Here is a 17,881-nt window from a genome sequence, read left to right as displayed (position 1 = left end):
TTAAAATTTAATTTTGAAGTCATTTTACGCATTAATAGTGTTGGTTTTTTCGTTAGAAATAATCTTACCACCTTTTAATCGTAAAATCTGTTGCGTTCTGTTTGCTAAATCTAAATCGTGTGTAATAATAATTAAAGTAGTGCCCGCTTCTTTGTTCAATTCAAACAATAATTGAATGACCTTTTCGCCAGTTTCTTCATCTAAATTACCAGTTGGTTCATCTGCAAATAAAATAGAAGGTCTGTTAGCAAACGCCCTTGCCAAAGCAACTCTTTGTTGCTCTCCACCAGACAATTGCGATGGATAATGATGTAAACGATCTCCCAAACCTACTTTCTCTAACAAAGCTGTTCCAAATTTTGCCGCATTTTTTTCACCTTGTAATTCTAAAGGAACAATCACATTTTCTAAAGCAGTTAACGTAGGTAATAATTGAAAATTCTGAAAAATAAATCCGACTTCTTTATTACGTAATGCCGCACGTTCATCTTCATTCAAATCTTGTAAAGAAGTGCCGCACAACTCAATAGTTCCAGCAGTTGGATAATCTAAACCTGCACACAAACCTAATAAAGTCGTTTTTCCACTTCCAGAAGGCCCAACAATAGAAAAAATACTTCCTTTTTCTACTTCAAACGAGATATTGCTAATTACTGTTAATTTTTTAGAACCGCTCGTATAAGTTTTCTCTAAATCATTAATCTTTAATATATTTGACATTACTTTTATTTAATTTTTTACTAAAATATTCCGATGTTGAAAAATAATCAATTGCTTATACATATCAACAATTTATCTCAAAAGGTTTTCTTAAAATTTTGTTGCATTTTTTTGCTTATATTCATATTCTCTTGCAAACAAGACGCTTCTAAAAAAGCAATAAATGCAGAAACAACGACTCCTGATACTGAAATTAATCAGACTGAAAATAGTAGTGTAAAAACAATTGTTTTTTTTGGTGATAGTTTAACAGCAGGTTATGGTTTAGAAGATGTAAACGATGCTTTCCCTGGAATTATTCAGCAGAAAATAGACTCTTTACAATTGAATTATAGCATTGTAAATTCTGGTGTAAGTGGAGAAACTACATCGGGTGGAAAAAATAGAATTGATTGGGTGCTGAATCAAAAACCTACTATTTTTATATTAGAATTAGGTGCAAATGATGGTTTAAGAGGTGTGCCGTTAAAGCAGTCTAAAGAAAATTTACAAGATATTATAGATGCTGTTAAAAAGAAGTATCCAGATACAATTATTGTGTTAGCAGGAATGCAAATTCCACCAAATATGGGACAAGATTATACCACTGAATTTAAAAATATGTTTCCTGATTTAGCAACAAAAAACGATTTGTATTTAATTCCTTTTTTATTAGAGGATGTTGGTGGTTTATCAGACTTAAATCAAAAAGATGGAATTCATCCTACAAAAGAAGGACATCAAATATTGGCTAAAAATGTTTGGAGTGTTTTAAAACCAATTTTAAAATAAAGTATCTCTAAAATATACATTTTAACATATCTTAATATTTTTATGAAGAATATCCTTTTAATACTAATTACTTCACTCCTCTTTGTTTCTTGTTCAAATCAAACAAAAATCAGTAAACATTTTAATTGTGAAACCACTAATTTTAAAAACTTAGAAGAAGTAAAAGATGTTAAGAATCTGTTTTCTATAGAAATACCAAAAACATGGAAAACGAATTTGTATTATGACGATATTCAATCTTCTATTTACACTGCAGACACTACAAAACAATTAACAGAATCTTTGCTTTTAGATGTTACATTTATCAATAAAAGCATTAATTTTGATACGTCTTTTAAACTAGAACGAGAGCAAGAAGATTTATCAAAGAGTCTTATCAAAATAAAATCTGAAGAGACTACTTTTTTAGAAAAGCCTTCTTATTACACAGTTTCAAAAGGAAAAAAAAGGAATTTTGAATACCAAGTTTGCCACTTATTTATCAAAATAAATGACCAAAACTTTATACTTGCAAAGGCGGAAGTTTATGGAGATTCTTTAGTTAACAAAAGATTATGTGACGCACTTGCATTGATGGAAAAAATTAAAAACATTCAATAAAATGATTGAAAAACAACATATTACCGATAGATTTATAAAATACGTAACGATTGACACAGAGTCAGACCCTAACAATCCTGCTTTTCCGAGTACTGAAAAACAATGGGATTTAGCCAATATTTTAGTTAAAGAACTTAAGGAAATTGGTATGAAAGAGGTCGATTTAGATGCCAATTGCTACATTATGGCAACCTTGCCTAGTAATTTAGATTATGAAGTGCCAACCATTGGTTTTGTTGCGCATATAGATACGAGTCCAGATTTTACAGGTAAAAATGTAAAACCTCAAATTGTAGAAAATTATCAAGGCAATAATATTATTTTAAATGTAGAGGAAAACATCGTTTTATCTCCAGATTATTTTGATGATTTATTACAATATAAAGGTCAAACCATTATTACAACGGATGGTACTACCCTTTTAGGTGCAGATGATAAAGCCGGAGTTACAGAAATTGTAACCGCGATGGAATATCTAATTCAGCATCCAGAAATTAAACACGGTAAAATTAGAATTTGTTTTACACCAGATGAAGAAGTTGGTAAAGGTGCGCACATGTTTGATGTGGATAAATTTGGTGCAGAATGGGCATATACCATGGATGGAAGTCAGATTGGAGAATTAGAATATGAGAATTTTAATGCTGCCGGAGCAATAGTAACCATTACTGGTAAAATTGTACATCCAGGATATGCAAAAGGTAAAATGATCAATTCTATGCTAATTGCTAATGAATTTATTACAGCGCTTCCAACAAACGAGATTCCGCAAAGAACAGAAGGTTATGAAGGTTTTTTCCATTTACATGATATCAATGGAAATGTAGAAAAAACTGTTTTAGAATACATTGTAAGAGATCATGATTTAGATTTATTTGAAAAGAGAAAAAGTTTAATGCATAAAATTGCGTTAGATTTTAATACCAGATACAATCAAGATTTAATTGAAGTAACTATTAAAGATCAGTACTTTAATATGAAAGAAAAAATTACTCCGGTTATGCATATTGTAGATATTGCAGAAGAAGTAATGACAGATTTAGGAATTACACCTTTAATTAAAGCGATTCGTGGTGGTACAGATGGTTCTCAGTTATCATTTAAAGGTTTGCCTTGTCCTAATATTTTTGCTGGTGGACATAATTTTCATGGTAGATATGAGTATGTACCAGTAGAATCTATGGTGAAAGCAACAGAAGTAATTATAGGAATTGTAGAGAAAATTTCGGTGAAGTTTGCATAAAAAAAAGAGTCTTCAGTATCCTGAAGACTCCATATCATAGCATGATACTATTTGCGTAACATATTTCTTAAAAATAAAGCCCCTAATCTCTATCAATAATTATATGTAACACACAAATATAATCTTTTTTATAAAACAAACCAAATAATTAAAATAATTCAGGGTTTTTCCCCTTTACGTCTTTAAAGAATGAGTGAAACACCTCAAAATCAGCATCTATACTTGCTGTTGTATAATAAGGATTAGATATTTTTATCTTCTTATTTTTAAAGTCTAAGGTTGCCATAACAATAGGAACATTTGCTCCTTTTGCAATATAATAGAACCCTGTTTTCCATTTATCTACTTTTTTTCTGGTTCCTTCAGGCGAAATTCCTAACCTGAATTCTTCCTTATTATTAAACACATCAATAACGGCATCTACCATATTTGTGCTTTTAGTTCTGTCTACAGGTGTTCCTCCTAACATTTTAAAGAAAAAGCCAAACGGACCTTTAAAAAGAGAAGATTTACCAATAAAGTGAACCATAGTTCCAGAAGACATTCTAGATAAAATTGCTATTGGAAAATCTAACCAACTTGTATGTGGTGCTGCAATAACAACATATTTTTTAGGTTCTTTAGGAAAATCGTTTTCTAGTTTCCATCCTAATATGGTAAATAATATAAACCTTGCAATTGTTTTCATATATAAAGATAGCATTAAAAAATGCTGATTTAGAAGTTTTTTGTTAGCGTTTAAAATGATAAATTTATGAACTTAATTTGATATGATGAACGAAATGATAATTTACTTCTTAATTGCACTGATATTTAGCCTTGTAGGATTCTTAATAGGCAAACTATTAACCAAATTAAAATTTGAAAAAGCAAAAGGAGATTCTGAAAAGGAAAAATCTCTATTAGAATTTGAAGTTTCTAAACTAAATGAAACACTTAAAAATACAGAAATTACAATTGATGATTTACAAGGTGAATTAAGACACGTTCAAAAAGAAAAAGAAATTTTAATTTCTGATAAAACACGTTTAGAAACAGAATTTAAAAATGTAGAAGAAAAGCTAGCGCATAATAAAAATGAGGTTGAAAAATTACAAGAAAAATTCACCAATAATTTTGAAGTATTAGCCAATAAAATTTTAGAAGAAAAATCATCAAAATTTACACAACAGAATCAAGAAAACTTAAAAATAATCTTAAATCCACTACAAGAAAAGATTAAAGTTTTTGAAGATAAAGTAGATAAAACACACAAAGAAAGTATCGATTATCACGCTGCTTTACGTCAGCAAATTTTAGGTTTAAAAGAGCTAAACCAACAAATGAGTAAAGAAACCTTAAACCTTACCAAAGCCTTAAAAGGCGATAATAAAATGCAAGGTAATTGGGGGGAATTAGTGTTAGAAAGAGTTTTAGAAAAATCTGGTTTAGAGAAAGATAGAGAGTACTATGTGCAGCAAAGCTTTACCAATGAAGATGGTAGGAGAATTCTACCGGATGTCGTGATTCATTTGCCAGATAATAAAAAAATGATTGTAGATTCTAAGGTTTCTTTAACAGCTTATGAGCAGTTTATAAATGAAGAAGATGAAACTTTAAAAGAACAGTTCTTAAAAGCACATGTGGCATCACTCCAACGACATGTACATCAATTATCAGAAAAAAAATATGAAGATATTTATAAAATTGAATCTCCAGATTTTGTCTTACTTTTTATACCGATAGAGCCTGCTTTTGCTGTTGCCCTAAATTATGATAATCATTTATATAATAAAGCATTTGAAAAAAATATTGTTATTGTAACTCCTACTACTCTTTTGGCCACTTTAAGAACCATAGATTCTATGTGGAATAATGAGAAGCAACAAAGAAATGCTTTAGAAATTGCAAGACAAGCCGGTGCTTTATATGACAAGTTTAATGGTTTATTAGGTGATTTAGTCGGAATTGGAAAACGAATCGACGACAGTAAAAACGAATACTCCAATGCAATGAACAAGCTTTTTGAAGGAAGAGGGAATTTAATTACTTCTGTAGAAAAGTTAAAGAAAATGGGAGCTAAAGCTAAAAAAGCTATCCCAGAAAACATTATTAAGCGTGCTAATGAAGTTGATGAATAGCTAATGCGTTATTATTTAACTGAATGTAGTTAAGCTGAAATTCACTTATTTTTTACTTTTGAAGTGAGTATTAACCTAAAAAACTAAAAAATATGTCAGTTATAAAACACGAAAGAGGTTTACATCCTTTAAAAGGAACCGTAAAAACAGATGAAAAGAATGAAAAAGATTCAGATAAGAAAAAAGAAAGTATCGTAGCAGAAATTGATAAGAAAAAAGAAAAAGGTGAATTAAAAAATCAAATACAGAGTGCGACTGATGATGCAGATGAAATTGCTGGAAAAATTAAAAGTTCAGAAAAAGAATAACTTTTATCTAATGAGTCAAAATTTTAATAGATAGCATTCATAAGCAATTATAAATCTTTCTAAATTTACACTATTATTAACTAGTACTATTGTAGTACATAAATGAAATGAATATGAACTCGGATACAACAAAAGGAAATTGGAAACAAATTAAAGGAGAATTTAAAGAAAAATATGGTCGTATTACCAATGATGAGAGTACGGAAGCAGAAGGTTCTTTTGATAAACTAGTTGGAGAAATCCAAGAAAAATATGGTGAAACTCGTGAAGCCATAGAAAAAGAAGTAAAAAGTTGGTAAACAACTTTTACAATATATTTAAAACTAAAAAAGCATCAAGAATTAACTTGATGCTTTTTTTATATGTATTCAAATAAGTTTTAGATACTATTTTGTACTCGAACTGATATGATCATTATATAACTTATTTGAAGGCATTGCCTTCTACATTACGAATAATCTTCTTGCACTCATCATGTGTGCAACACGCTCACCAATTTTGTGTAAAGCATCTTCATTTGCAGCGTTTATGATAGCTTCATCAATAAAATTAACAACAGCTTTCATATCTTCTTCTTCTAAACCACGAGTAGTAATTGCAGCAGTTCCAATACGGATTCCTGAAGTTACAAATGGGCTTTTATCATCAAAAGGAACCATGTTTTTGTTTACAGTAATATCTGCTTTTCCTAATGCAATTTCAGCATCTTTACCAGAAATGTTTTTATTACGTAAATCTATTAGCATACAGTGGTTATCTGTTCCGCCAGAGATAATATCATATCCTCTTGCAACAAATTCTTTCGCCATTTCTGCAGCATTTGCTTTTACTTGTAATTGATATTCTAAAAACTCATCTGTTAAAGCCTCTCCAAAAGCAACCGCTTTAGCAGCAATAACGTGCTCTAAAGGTCCACCTTGGTTTCCAGGGAAAACAGAAGAATTAATTAAAGTAGACATCTTTTTAGGATTTCCATTTTTTAAAGTCTCTCCAAAAGGATTGTCAAAATCTTTACCAATCATAATCATACCACCTCTTGGTCCACGTAAAGTTTTGTGGGTAGTTGTAGTAACAATATGACAATGAGGAATTGGATCATTTAAAATTCCTTTTGCAATTAACCCAGCAGGATGAGAAATGTCTGCCATTAAAATAGCACCTACACTATCTGCAACTTCTCTAAATTTCTTAAAATCGATATCTCTAGAATACGCAGAAGCACCAGCAATAATTAATTTTGGCTTGTGCTCTTTAGCTTGTGCAGCTAAATGATCGTAATCTATAATTCCAGTTTCTTTAACTACTCCATAAAAAACAGGATTGTATAATTTTCCAGAAAAGTTTACCGGAGAACCATGAGTTAAATGCCCACCATGAGATAAATCAAATCCTAAAACAGTATCACCTGGTTTTAAACAAGCAGCATAAACAGCTGTGTTTGCTTGAGAACCTGAATGTGGTTGAACATTTACATATTCTGCACCAAATAATTCTTTAGCTCTGTCTATAGCAATTTGCTCAATAACATCAACTACTTCACAACCTCCATAATATCTTTTACCAGGATATCCTTCAGCGTATTTATTAGTTAAAATAGAACCTTGGGCTCTCATAACATCATCACTTACAAAGTTTTCTGAAGCGATTAATTCTAATCCATTTAACTGTCTTTCTTTTTCTTCCTGTATAAGGTCAAAAATTTGGTTGTCTATTTGCATTGTTGTTGTTTTTAAAGAAGCATCAAAAATAATAAAATCAAATTTGTAAAAAACATGTTTTAACTATATTTTATCATTTTTTATTATAATTGTATATTTATTAAAAATGTACTGTTAAAAATGCGTTTTTAATTGTTTTTTTATTTTAAAATGAAAAAAAATTATGTAGGTTTGATGAAAAATAAATTTCAAAAGAATGATCATAACAGCAAATAATCCTAATAGAAAATCTTGGTTAAAAGTAGACAAAGATTCAGACTTCCCTATTCAAAACATTCCCTTTGGTGTTTTCATCACAAGAGATGATATAATTACGATTGGTAGTAGAATTGGAAATTTTGCTATAGATTTAGGAGCTTTTCATCAATTAGGTTATTTTGAAGGGATACCATTAACGGATGATATTTTTCTACAAGATAATTTAAATGATTTTATTGCGGATGGTCGTAAAACTTGGCGTTTGGTTAGAAACAGAATTGCTGAAGTTTTTGACGTTACCAATGGATCTTTAAGAGATAATGCCAATCATAAAGATAAAATAATCTTTAGAATGGACGAAGTAGAAATGTTGATACCTGTTGCTGTAGGTGATTATACAGATTTTTATGCGAGTAAAGAACACGCTACCAATGTAGGTTCTTTATTTAGAGATCCAGAAAATGCATTGTTACCAAATTGGTTGCACATACCTATTGGTTACCATGGTAGAAGTTCTTCTATTGTACCATCTGGAACAAAAATTAGAAGACCTTACGGACAAACAAAACCTGAAGAAGGAAGTAATACTCCTGGTTTTGGACCTTCTCAATTATTAGATTTTGAGCTAGAAATGGCATTTATTACCACAGATGCAAACGTTTTAGGTGATAGAATTCCGATTGAAGAAACGGAAGAATATATATTTGGATTGGTACAATTTAACGATTGGTCTGCAAGAGACATTCAAGCTTGGGAATATGTACCATTAGGTCCGTTTTTAGGAAAAAGTTTTGCATCTACCATATCTCCTTGGATTGTAACTTTAGATGCTTTAGAGCCTTTTAGAGTAGAAAGCCCTAAACAAGTGCATGAGCCATTACCGTATTTAAAACAAAAAGGAAAAGGAAGTTACGACATTCATTTACAAGTAGGTATACAACCAGAAAACGGAAAAGAAACCATTGTTTCTAATTCTAATTTTAAATATATGTACTGGACAATGGCACAGCAATTAGCACATCATACTGTGAATGGTTGTCCTGTAGAAGCTGGAGATTTAATGGGATCTGGTACTATTTCTGGTCCAACAAAAGATAGTTACGGTTCTATGTTAGAGTTAACTTGGCGAGGACAAAACCCTATTAAGTTAAACGATGGTACAGAACGTAAATTTATAAATGATAACGATACTGTAATTATGCGTGCACATTGTAAAAATGATAAAGTACGTATTGGTTTTGGAGAATGTGTAGGTAAAATTCTACCTGCTAAATAGATGATAAATCTTTATATAAAACTAAAAAAGCTTCACAATTTGTGAAGCTTTTTTAATTTTACGCTATAATTTTTTTCAATAAAAGAAATACATTTCGTTCTAAAACATCTACAGAACCATCGGCAAAAAAGACATTTTTTATATCTTTTAAAAGTTTTTCTTTTTCAATATGTGTGTACTCATTTTCAGCTAAGTACGTTTTAATTTTTTCCATGGCCTGGTAATCGTTATCGTGTACAATTTCTGTATGAATGCTATTAAATAAAGTTTCATTTACTTTCGATAAAATATACTCACTTTCAGATTCAGTTTCTATATAATTACTTTGTGCCGCGTATAACAATACGTAAGTTTGAAATTCTTCTTTTGTCCAATTGATGTTCATCATATTTTATTTTAAATTTCTATTGGTAAATTCTCCGTACTTCCCCACTCTGTCCAAGAACCGTCATAAACAGCATAGTTATTAGATCCTGATATTTCTGCACCTAAAGCCAATACCGAAGCAGTGATTCCTGTTCCACAAGAAAAAATAAAAGGTTTCTTTTCTCGGTTTATATCTTTGAAGATAAATTTTAATACTGCTTCAGATTTGAATGTTCCATTTTCTATAATCTCACTAAAAGGCAAACTTACAGAATTAGGTATATGACCTCCTTTTACATCACTTCTCGGTTCTGGTTCGGTACTATTAAAACGACCTTTGGAGCGTGCATCAGCAATTAAAATAGTTTCATTATTAATTGCATTCAAAACATCTTCTGTAAATTTAATTTTTTCTGGTTGATAATTCACCTTAAAATCACCTTTTGAACGTGAATTCTTTTGTTGATTTTCAATAGGAGATTTATTTGCAATCCATTTAGGGAAACCGCCATCTAAAACAGCAACGTTTGTAAAGCCCATTAATTGAAACATCCACCAAACTCTTGCTGAAGAATATATTCCTAAATCGTCATAACAAACAATAATACTGTCATTATTAAGGCCTAATTCTTGCGCTTTATTTTCAAATTCTTTCGGTGATAAAATGGTGTTCGGAAATTTTCCGTTTACATCAGAAAAAGTGTTTTTAATATCAAAAAAAATAGCGCCTTTAATCTGTGTTTTTTCATCAGATTTAACGGCATTGGACTTTTCTGTAACTTTTGGTATCGTACAATCTAAAATAATTAGATTTTTATGATCTAAATTATCTTGTAACCAAGCTACAGAAACTATCGGTTTTGTTATTTTTAAGGACATCCTATTAAAGAATTAGAAAAGTTATAGAAAACTACTTTACATCATCATAATTATCATCCCAATCTTTTGGTTTAGGGTCATCATGTAATTTATCTAACGACTTAGCAATTATCATAGCTACAGTGGCATCTCCTGTTACATTAACAGTAGTTCTCATCATATCTAAAGGTCTGTCTACAGCAAAAATAAGCGCCAATCCAATTGGTAGTAATTCCGCAGGAAAACCTATCGATTCTAAAACAATAACCAACATAACCATACCTGCACTAGGTACAGCTGCAGAACCAATGGAAGCTAATAAAGCAGTGGCTACAATAACAAGCTGATTAGAAAATGTAAGCCCTTCTGGCCATATTACTTGCATAATAAAAACTGCTGCAATGGCTTGGTATAAACTTGTACCATCCATATTAATGGTGGCTCCTACTGGTAAAACAAAACCTGCTACTTCTGGATCTACACCCAAATGTTCTTCTACCCTTTCCATAGTTACTGGTAAGGTTGCAGCGCTAGAACTTGTTGAAAATGCTAATAATTGTGCCGGACTTATTTGTTTTAAAAACCAAAGAGGCGATTTTTTTGTATAAACACTCACTAAAATTAGATAGAATCCTATCATTAGTAATAAACCTCCAACTACACAAAGTGCATAGACTAAAAGTTTTAAAAGAATTTCTGTATCATCAAAAGCAATAATAACATTTGCTAATAACGCAAATACGGCATACGGAGCAAAAAGCATAATTAAATCTACCATTTTCATGACAACTTCATTTAAGGAATCAAAGAAATTCATTAATGGTTTTGCTTTTTTCTCTGGAATTAACAATAAAGAAACTCCAACAAATAGTGCAAAAAAGATAATTTGAAGCATACTTGCATCACTTAATGATGTAAAAATATTACTCGGAAAGATATCTACTAAAGACTGTAGTGGTCCTGTATTACTTTGTGCACTCGCTTTTGTTAATTTGTCTACAACATCAGAAGATGTTTCATATTTAGCCTTTATCTTCTCTATTGTGTCTGCAGACATACCTACTCCTGGTTTTACCACATTTACAATACCTAAGCCAATTACAATAGCAACCAACGTGGTTAACATATATATAATCATAGTTCTAATTCCCATTTTTTTAATTTTAGAAATATCTTTTAAATCAGAAATTCCTTTAATTAAAGAAGCCAAAATTAGGGGTACTGCAATTAGTTTTAATAAGTTTATAAAAATGGTACCAAATGGTTTTATCCAATCTGTAACAAAACCTTTACCTCCTTCAACAGAGTTCATGATGAAACCGAAAAGAATTCCAAGAACCATACCAATTAAAATCTTCCAGTGTAATGCTAGTTTTTTCATTAAATAGTTTAAAAATTAAGATTTTGAAAGGTAAAAAAAAAATTAAAGTATATGTGACTTTATTTGTATATTGTGTCATAATTTTTAGAAAAGATTCATATTAATTATTAAAAACATAAAATGGCAGGTATTTTAGACTTATTAAATAGTGATTTAGGAAAACAAATAATCTCAGGAGTTTCTGGGTCAACAGGAAATGACACGAGCAAAACAAGTAGTGTTTTAACAATGGCTTTACCAGTGTTAATGAAAGCTATGGAAAGAAATTCTGCTACACCAGAAGGTGCTGCTGGATTAATGGGTGCTCTATCGGGTAAACATGATGGTAGTATCTTAGACAACCTTGGAGGTTTATTTGATGGTGGTGTAGATGAAAGTGTAAAACAAGATGGTGCTGGAATATTAGGACATATTTTAGGAAGTAAACAACAAGGTGTTGAGCAAGTTATTGGTCAGAAATCTGGCTTAGATGCTGGTTCTGTTGCAAATATTTTAAAAGTAGCTGCACCAATATTAATGGGTGTTTTAGCAAAACAATCTAAAGAAAACAACGTTACAGATTCTTCTGGACTAGGTGGTTTATTAGGCGGAATGTTAGGTGGTAATGATGCTGCTAACGAACAAAGCTTCTTAGAAAAAATACTAGATGCAGATGGAGACGGAAGTGTTGTAGATGATGTTGCAGGAATGTTTTTAGGTGGTGATAATAAAAACTCTGGAGGAATTGGAGGTTTATTAGGTGGTCTTTTTGGAAAATAAGATGCAATAAATTATAAAAGTTAAAAAGCTCAAACAAATGTTTGAGCTTTTTTTATATCTATATAACGTTACTTTTATAACAAGATTTATAAATTTCTTCATAAACTGGTAATATATTTTCTAAAGAAAATTGCTTGGTATGGTTTTTAGCATTTTTCTTAAACCTTTCTAAAGTAATATCATCTTTTACAATTGAGATCGCATTTTTTGCCATATCTGCTACATCACCCAAATTGCTTAAATAACCAGTTTCTCCATGAATATTTACTTCTGGTAAACCACCTGTATTAGTAGATATTACAGCTGTACCTGCTGCCATTGCTTCTAAAGCAGCTAAACCAAAACTTTCTGTTTGCGAAGGCAATAGAAAAACATCTGTATAACATAATATTTTAGCAACTTCTGTACTGTTTCCTAAAAAGAATACATCTTCTGTTAGTTTTAAGTCTTTTACAACTTTTTCTGCTTTTGCTCTTTCTGGCCCTTCACCAATCATTAATAATTTAGAAGGAATTTCTTTTCTTACTTCACTAAAAATTCTAACAACATCTTCTACTCTCTTTACAGGTCTAAAATTACTTACATGCGTAAAAATTCGTTCATTTGGTTTTGCTAATGCTATTCTTTTACACTCTTCTTTATGAGCATTATTATATTTCTCAACATCAATAAAATTATAAATTACTTTAATATCTTTTGTAATATTGAATAATGAATTTGTGGTTTCTTTTAAATTATTAGAAACAGCAGTAACTACATCAGAATTATTAATACTAAATTCTACAGCCGTTTTATAAGTAGGATGACTCCCTACCAAAGTAATATCTGTTCCGTGCAACGTAGTTACAACCCTAACATCTAAACCTTTTTCTTTTAACATTTGTTTTGCCATATATGCTGCATACGCATGTGGTATTGCATAATGTACATGTAAAACTTCTAAATCATGCTTTTTAACTACTTCTACCATTTTACTAGACAGCGCTAATTCATAAGGTTGGTATTCAAAAAGAGGGTATTCTTCTATTACAACTTGATGAAAATGTAGGTTATGAGATAGAAAGTCTAAACGAACTGGCTGGTTATAAGTAATAAAATGGACTTCATGTCCTTTATCTGCCAAAGCCATTCCCAATTCCGTAGCTACTACTCCACTTCCCCCAAATGTTGGGTAACAAACAATTCCTATTTTCATATAATTTTTTGAAATATTAAAAGATTTACAGTAAAGATCTATAAATATGATTCTTTAGTTGTAAATATACTTCTATTCTTACAGTCGAAATCAAAATAAAAGCATAAAAAAAGCTTTTCAATTAGATCGAAAAGCTTTTTTAATATATTAATTTTAGAATATAAAGACGCTAATTCTTAGTAATCTCCTAAAGTTGCAGGGTTTTGAGCCAATGCATTTTCTAACTGCTCATCACTAGGTGCTTTACCATGCCAAGCATGTGTATGCATCATAAAGTCTACACCATTCCCCATTTCTGTATGTAATAAAATACAAACTGGTTTTCCTTTTCCTGTCAATGCTTTTGCTTCAGCCAAACCAGCTAAAATTGCTTCAATATCATTCCCTTTTTCAACATCAATAACGTCCCAATCAAAAGCTTCAAATTTAGCTCTGATGCTTCCCATTGCTAAAACTTCATCAGTAGTTCCGTCAATTTGCTTTTCGTTTAAATCGATTGTACAAATAATATTGTCTACTTTTTTTGCTGATGCGTACATAATTGCTTCCCAGTTCTGTCCTTCTTGCAATTCACCATCACCATGTAAACTATATACTATTTTATCGTCTCCATTTAACTTTTTTGCTTGTGCAGCACCTAAAGCATTAGACATTCCTTGACCTAAAGACCCAGAAGCTATTCTTACACCAGGTAAACCTTCATGCGTAGTTGGGTGTCCTTGTAAACGAGAATTTAACAATCTAAATGTTGATAATTCTTCTACAGGGAAAAATCCACTATGCGCCAAAACACTATAAAATACTGGAGAAATATGTCCGTTTGAAAGGAAGAATAAATCTTCATTCTTTCCGTCCATTGTAAAATCTGTAGAATAGTCCATTACTTCTTGATATAAGCAAGTAATAAATTCTGCACATCCTAAAGATCCACCTGGGTGGCCAGAGTTAACTTTATGAACCATGCGTAATATATCTCTACGAACTTGTTGCGTAAAATCTTGTAATTGTTGTGTTGTTGGCATTTTGTTATTTTAATTTGGACAAAAGTAATTTTTTTAATAGCAACTTACAAGATTAATTGTAAGCAAAAACAGCTTTATGATCAATTAAAATGATATTTTATGAAAAGAAGAATTTTAAAATGATAAAAATCTATGTTTTTTGTTTCTTTTTCTTTGCTGCAGGAAACAACACATTATTTAAAATTAAGCGATAACCTGGTGAAGTTGGGTGTAAATCTAATTCCGTTTTTGGATCGTTTACTCTATGTGAATAATCTTCTGGATCATGACCACCATAAAAAGTAAACATTCCTTTTCCTTTGGTTCCATGAATATAACGAGCTTCTCTATTGGTTTTATTTTCACCTAAAACCAAAACATTAGATTTAACCGTATTTCTATTAAATGCTGTAGTTTGCCCCATAAACCCTTTTACTAAAACAGTATGATTTTGGGTTAACATGGTTGGCACAGGATCCCATTTTGCTGAAAATTCACCTAAAGAAAAATAATCTGAAGTTTTAGGAATTTTACGTTTACTCGTCATATCTATAGTAGAAAACTCATAAGTCGACGGATTTTTAACCAACTGAAAATCTTTAAAAGCAAAGGTTTTATTGTAATTAATCTTTGATTGATAATTGAGTTCAGAAGCGTCACCATCAAACATAGCTTCTGCAATATCTACGCCTTCGGCGGATAAAGCAATATCAAAACTATCGGTTGCAGAACACATGGCAAACATAAAACCACCACCAATTACATAATCTCTTATTTTTTTTGCAACAGCTAATTTCTCTTCAGAAACCTTAGAAAACCCTAATTCTGATGCTTGCTTTTCTGCTCTTAATTTTCCTTCTACATACCAAGGAGCCGTTCTAAATGATCCATAAAACTTACCATATTGACCCGTGAAATCTTCGTGATGTAAATGCAACCACTCATATAAAAGTAGCTTATCTTCTAAAACTTCTTTATCATAAATAACATCAAACGGAATTTCAGCATAGGTTAAAACCATGGTAACAGCATCATCCCAAGGCATTTTGTCTTTGGGTGAATACACTGCTATTTTTGGTGCTTTTTCTAAAGTTACTGCATCTTGATTTGATGAAGGAGAAGAAATTTTTTCTAAAATTAATTGTGCTTTTGCATCAGAGATTATTTGGTAAGAAACCCCACGAATTTTGCATTCATTTTCTACAATCTTATTATTTTCAATTAAAAACGCACCTCCGTCATAATTTAATAACCATTTCGATTTTAGGCCCGCTTCTAATGAGAAATAAACAATTCCGTATGCTTTTAAATGGTTCTTCTGATTGTCATGACTCATAGGTACATATATAAAAGATGCACAAATTGAGTTTGAGAGTAAGAGAAATATTAAGATTGTTAGGGATTTTTTCATACTACCAATTTGCACTTTCTTTTTCAAAATCTTCTTGTGTAGAAAAATTTCCATTTAAATAATCTCTATTAGCTTCTTCTGCTCTAGAAAAAAGCTCTTGTTTGGTGAAAATTTTATAAGTACACATATTAAAGCTTCTTCATATCTAAAAACTAAAATACACAATTACTTTAAAGCAATTGTGTATTTCTATAATTTTATAAATTCTTTACTATTTAAATGTCGATTATCGACTAAAAAGGAACATCATCAGCACCTCCAAAAGCATCTTTTGGGTCTACGCCACCTTGTCCTGCAAAAGGATCTTCAGGGAAGTCTGCATTCATAGATGATTGAAATTCTGAGCTGAAACCCTCTTCTAAATCCGAGAATTTTGCTAAGTGACCGGTAAATTTCAAACGAATATTTTCTAAACCACCATTTCTGTGTTTCGCAACGATAAATTCTCCTTGTCCCTCACATGGTGAATGATCATCATCATCCCACTCTGTCATTCCGTAGTATTCTGGACGGAAAATAAACGATACAATATCGGCATCCTGCTCAATTGCACCAGATTCACGTAAATCAGAAAGTAAAGGTCTTTTAGATCCTCCACGTGTTTCAACCGCACGAGATAACTGAGAAAGTGCAATTACTGGCACTTCTAATTCTTTTGCTAGAGCTTTTAAGTTTCTAGAAATCATAGAGATTTCTTGTTCACGATTTCCATTCGATTTTCCACCAGCAGTCATTAATTGTAAATAATCAATTACAATAATTTTAACACCGTGTTGCGACACCAATCTTCGTGCTTTTGCACGTAAATCAAATACAGAAAGAGACGGTGTATCATCTATAAAAATAGGTGCATCAGACAAACGTTTTACTTTTACGTTTAACTGTTCCCATTCGTGTGGTTCTAAATTTCCTTTTCTTAATTTTTCTGATGTTAAGCCTGTTTCCGAAGAAATCATACGCGTAATTAACTGTACAGAAGACATCTCTAATGAGAACACGGCAACACCATGACCAAAATCGATTGCCATATTTTTTGCCATCGAAATGACAAATGCTGTTTTTCCCATACCAGGACGTGCAGCTATAATAACTAAATCGGATGGTTGCCAACCCGAAGTTAACGCATCTAATTTGGTAAAACCAGTTGCTAAACCAGACATTCCTTCTTGATTCCCAATTTCTTGAATCTTAGCTAAGGCTTGTTTTACTAAAGAGCCTGCATCTTCAGAACTCTTTTTTAAATTTCCTTGTGTAACTTCAAACAATTTTGCCTCTGCATCATCTAATAAGTCAAATACATCGGTACTTTCATCATACGCATTTTCTATAATTTCACTAGAAATTGAAATTAATCTACGTTGAATAAATTTTTGTAAGATAATTCTAGCATGGAACTCAATGTGTGCAGAAGATGCCACTTTTTGAGTTAAACGAATTAAAAAGAAATCTCCACCAACAAATTCTAATTTTCCATTCTTTTTTAACAAGTTAGATACTGTTAAAAGGTCAATGGGTTCAGAATTTTGAAATAATTCATAAATAGCCGCATACACTTCTTGATGTTTTTGATCATAAAAAGCATCTGAACTTAAGACGTCGATAACGTCATCAATTCCTTTTTTATCAATCATCATTGCACCCAACACAGCTTCCTCTAACTCCAGTGCCTGTGGAGGAATCTTGCCTTTCTCAAGACTAATTAATCTTGATTTATCTATCTTTTTTCCCGTTACAGGAGTCGTTTTTTCCATTATTACAAAGGTACTTTTTTAGGTTGAAATTGGTTTGTTAAACTTTACTTTAATTTGTGAACATTTATTGTAAACAAAAATGTTATTATCTTGTTAATAACCAGCCAACTTCTAAAATGAAATGTTATTTTTACCAATAAATTTGGATTTTATAAAACTATTATATCCTCTTTTTTTAATATACATAAACGCTTATTTACACAAA

The 17,881-nt window shown here is 31.1% G+C and carries 19 protein-coding genes; 8 read left to right on the top strand and 11 right to left on the bottom strand.

Going from position 1 to position 17,881, the window contains the following annotated elements:
• Positions 1–24: 24 nt before the first annotated feature.
• The gene (locus tag GQS57_RS03505) at positions 25–720 is read right to left on the bottom strand and encodes an ABC transporter ATP-binding protein (RefSeq protein WP_165731182.1); all 696 of its coding nucleotides are present in this window, start codon (positions 718–720) and stop codon (positions 25–27) included.
• Positions 721–831: 111 nt separating this feature from the next.
• On the opposite strand from GQS57_RS03505, the gene GQS57_RS03500 reads away from it, so the two are divergent.
• Genes GQS57_RS03500 through pepT form a run of 3 tightly spaced genes read left to right on the top strand, consistent with a single transcriptional unit; the run spans position 832 to position 3,334 of the window.
• Positions 832–1,491 carry an arylesterase gene (locus GQS57_RS03500; RefSeq protein ID WP_240915417.1) on the top strand — a complete coding sequence of 220 codons (660 nt, stop codon included), beginning with the start codon at positions 832–834 and terminating at the stop codon, positions 1,489–1,491.
• A gap of 42 nt (positions 1,492–1,533) precedes the next feature.
• Positions 1,534–2,091: a hypothetical protein gene (locus GQS57_RS03495; protein WP_165731180.1), complete on the top strand. Its 558-nt coding sequence runs from the start codon at positions 1,534–1,536 to the stop codon at positions 2,089–2,091.
• 1 nt (position 2,092) lies between these two features.
• Positions 2,093–3,334 carry a peptidase T gene (gene pepT / locus GQS57_RS03490; RefSeq protein ID WP_165731179.1) on the top strand — a complete coding sequence of 414 codons (1,242 nt, stop codon included), beginning with the start codon at positions 2,093–2,095 and terminating at the stop codon, positions 3,332–3,334.
• A 148-nt stretch (positions 3,335–3,482) separates the two neighbouring features.
• On the opposite strand, the gene GQS57_RS03485 is transcribed toward pepT, so the two are convergent.
• On the bottom strand, positions 3,483–4,022 hold the full coding sequence (locus GQS57_RS03485) for a 1-acyl-sn-glycerol-3-phosphate acyltransferase (RefSeq protein ID WP_165731178.1): 540 nt from the start codon (positions 4,020–4,022) through the stop codon (positions 3,483–3,485).
• Positions 4,023–4,107: 85 nt separating this feature from the next.
• Between GQS57_RS03485 and rmuC the strand changes: the two genes are divergently transcribed.
• From rmuC to GQS57_RS03470, 3 genes are all read left to right on the top strand, one after another.
• A complete protein-coding gene (rmuC, locus tag GQS57_RS03480) occupies positions 4,108–5,454 on the top strand; it encodes a DNA recombination protein RmuC (RefSeq protein WP_165731285.1) in 1,347 nt (448 codons plus the stop codon).
• 92 nt (positions 5,455–5,546) lie between these two features.
• Complete coding sequence (locus tag GQS57_RS03475) at positions 5,547–5,762, top strand: hypothetical protein (protein WP_165731177.1); 216 nt, start codon at positions 5,547–5,549, stop codon at positions 5,760–5,762.
• A 113-nt stretch (positions 5,763–5,875) separates the two neighbouring features.
• Positions 5,876–6,061 carry a CsbD family protein gene (locus tag GQS57_RS03470; protein WP_165731176.1) on the top strand — a complete coding sequence of 62 codons (186 nt, stop codon included), beginning with the start codon at positions 5,876–5,878 and terminating at the stop codon, positions 6,059–6,061.
• 144 nt (positions 6,062–6,205) lie between these two features.
• Here GQS57_RS03470 and glyA read toward each other — a convergent pair whose 3' ends face one another.
• A complete protein-coding gene (gene glyA, locus GQS57_RS03465) occupies positions 6,206–7,480 on the bottom strand; it encodes a serine hydroxymethyltransferase (RefSeq protein WP_165731175.1) in 1,275 nt (424 codons plus the stop codon).
• A 196-nt stretch (positions 7,481–7,676) separates the two neighbouring features.
• On the opposite strand from glyA, the gene fahA reads away from it, so the two are divergent.
• Positions 7,677–8,954 (top strand): fumarylacetoacetase, encoded by a 1,278-nt coding sequence (fahA, locus tag GQS57_RS03460; RefSeq protein WP_165731174.1) that lies wholly within the window; start codon positions 7,677–7,679, stop codon positions 8,952–8,954.
• 58 nt (positions 8,955–9,012) lie between these two features.
• Here the strand turns inward: fahA and GQS57_RS03455 are convergent, their stop codons facing one another.
• Genes GQS57_RS03455 through GQS57_RS03445 form a run of 3 tightly spaced genes read right to left on the bottom strand, consistent with a single transcriptional unit; the run spans position 9,013 to position 11,559 of the window.
• Positions 9,013–9,342 carry a hypothetical protein gene (locus GQS57_RS03455; protein WP_165731173.1) on the bottom strand — a complete coding sequence of 110 codons (330 nt, stop codon included), beginning with the start codon at positions 9,340–9,342 and terminating at the stop codon, positions 9,013–9,015.
• 8 nt (positions 9,343–9,350) lie between these two features.
• Positions 9,351–10,199 carry a sulfurtransferase gene (locus tag GQS57_RS03450; protein ID WP_165731172.1) on the bottom strand — a complete coding sequence of 283 codons (849 nt, stop codon included), beginning with the start codon at positions 10,197–10,199 and terminating at the stop codon, positions 9,351–9,353.
• Between the two features lie 31 nt (positions 10,200–10,230).
• Positions 10,231–11,559, bottom strand: coding sequence for a dicarboxylate/amino acid:cation symporter (locus tag GQS57_RS03445; RefSeq protein WP_165731171.1), 1,329 nt, complete (start codon positions 11,557–11,559; stop codon positions 10,231–10,233).
• Positions 11,560–11,679: 120 nt separating this feature from the next.
• On the opposite strand from GQS57_RS03445, the gene GQS57_RS03440 reads away from it, so the two are divergent.
• Positions 11,680–12,318 carry a DUF937 domain-containing protein gene (locus GQS57_RS03440; RefSeq protein ID WP_165731170.1) on the top strand — a complete coding sequence of 213 codons (639 nt, stop codon included), beginning with the start codon at positions 11,680–11,682 and terminating at the stop codon, positions 12,316–12,318.
• A gap of 58 nt (positions 12,319–12,376) precedes the next feature.
• Here GQS57_RS03440 and bshA read toward each other — a convergent pair whose 3' ends face one another.
• The 5 genes from bshA to dnaB all read right to left on the bottom strand — a co-directional run bounded on the left by bshA (position 12,377) and on the right by dnaB (position 17,676).
• Positions 12,377–13,513 carry an N-acetyl-alpha-D-glucosaminyl L-malate synthase BshA gene (bshA, locus tag GQS57_RS03435; protein ID WP_165731169.1) on the bottom strand — a complete coding sequence of 379 codons (1,137 nt, stop codon included), beginning with the start codon at positions 13,511–13,513 and terminating at the stop codon, positions 12,377–12,379.
• 176 nt (positions 13,514–13,689) lie between these two features.
• The gene (locus GQS57_RS03430) at positions 13,690–14,535 is read right to left on the bottom strand and encodes a transketolase (RefSeq protein WP_165731168.1); all 846 of its coding nucleotides are present in this window, start codon (positions 14,533–14,535) and stop codon (positions 13,690–13,692) included.
• Between the two features lie 130 nt (positions 14,536–14,665).
• The gene (locus GQS57_RS03425; protein WP_165731167.1) at positions 14,666–15,850 is read right to left on the bottom strand and encodes an asparagine synthetase B; all 1,185 of its coding nucleotides are present in this window, start codon (positions 15,848–15,850) and stop codon (positions 14,666–14,668) included.
• Positions 15,851–15,926: 76 nt separating this feature from the next.
• Positions 15,927–16,052, bottom strand: a complete 126-nt coding sequence (locus GQS57_RS19100; protein WP_261973193.1) for a hypothetical protein — start codon at positions 16,050–16,052, stop codon at positions 15,927–15,929.
• A gap of 106 nt (positions 16,053–16,158) precedes the next feature.
• Positions 16,159–17,676 (bottom strand): replicative DNA helicase, encoded by a 1,518-nt coding sequence (dnaB, locus tag GQS57_RS03420; protein ID WP_165731166.1) that lies wholly within the window; start codon positions 17,674–17,676, stop codon positions 16,159–16,161.
• Positions 17,677–17,881 lie beyond the last annotated feature (205 nt).

The organism is Polaribacter sp. 20A6 (assembly GCF_011378915.1).
Taxonomy (GTDB): domain Bacteria; phylum Bacteroidota; class Bacteroidia; order Flavobacteriales; family Flavobacteriaceae; genus Polaribacter; species Polaribacter sejongensis.
The sequence above is the reverse complement of the archived record's forward strand: the minus strand, read 5'-3'. Positions and strand labels throughout refer to the sequence as shown.

Coding starts and splice junctions, on each gene's coding strand:
- rmuC (WP_165731285.1), top strand. CDS start 4,108: ATGAACGAAATGATAATTTACTTCTTAATTGCACTGATATTTAGCCTT.
- GQS57_RS03455 (WP_165731173.1), bottom strand. CDS start 9,342: ATGATGAACATCAATTGGACAAAAGAAGAATTTCAAACTTACGTATTG.
- GQS57_RS03430 (WP_165731168.1), bottom strand. CDS start 14,535: ATGCCAACAACACAACAATTACAAGATTTTACGCAACAAGTTCGTAGA.
- GQS57_RS03450 (WP_165731172.1), bottom strand. CDS start 10,199: ATGTCCTTAAAAATAACAAAACCGATAGTTTCTGTAGCTTGGTTACAA.
- GQS57_RS03425 (WP_165731167.1), bottom strand. CDS start 15,850: ATGAGTCATGACAATCAGAAGAACCATTTAAAAGCATACGGAATTGTT.
- dnaB (WP_165731166.1), bottom strand. CDS start 17,676: ATGGAAAAAACGACTCCTGTAACGGGAAAAAAGATAGATAAATCAAGA.
- bshA (WP_165731169.1), bottom strand. CDS start 13,513: ATGAAAATAGGAATTGTTTGTTACCCAACATTTGGGGGAAGTGGAGTA.
- GQS57_RS19100 (WP_261973193.1), bottom strand. CDS start 16,052: ATGTGTACTTATAAAATTTTCACCAAACAAGAGCTTTTTTCTAGAGCA.
- GQS57_RS03485 (WP_165731178.1), bottom strand. CDS start 4,022: ATGAAAACAATTGCAAGGTTTATATTATTTACCATATTAGGATGGAAA.
- fahA (WP_165731174.1), top strand. CDS start 7,677: ATGATCATAACAGCAAATAATCCTAATAGAAAATCTTGGTTAAAAGTA.
- glyA (WP_165731175.1), bottom strand. CDS start 7,480: ATGCAAATAGACAACCAAATTTTTGACCTTATACAGGAAGAAAAAGAA.
- pepT (WP_165731179.1), top strand. CDS start 2,093: ATGATTGAAAAACAACATATTACCGATAGATTTATAAAATACGTAACG.
- GQS57_RS03505 (WP_165731182.1), bottom strand. CDS start 720: ATGTCAAATATATTAAAGATTAATGATTTAGAGAAAACTTATACGAGC.
- GQS57_RS03440 (WP_165731170.1), top strand. CDS start 11,680: ATGGCAGGTATTTTAGACTTATTAAATAGTGATTTAGGAAAACAAATA.
- GQS57_RS03470 (WP_165731176.1), top strand. CDS start 5,876: ATGAACTCGGATACAACAAAAGGAAATTGGAAACAAATTAAAGGAGAA.
- GQS57_RS03445 (WP_165731171.1), bottom strand. CDS start 11,559: ATGAAAAAACTAGCATTACACTGGAAGATTTTAATTGGTATGGTTCTT.
- GQS57_RS03475 (WP_165731177.1), top strand. CDS start 5,547: ATGTCAGTTATAAAACACGAAAGAGGTTTACATCCTTTAAAAGGAACC.
- GQS57_RS03495 (WP_165731180.1), top strand. CDS start 1,534: ATGAAGAATATCCTTTTAATACTAATTACTTCACTCCTCTTTGTTTCT.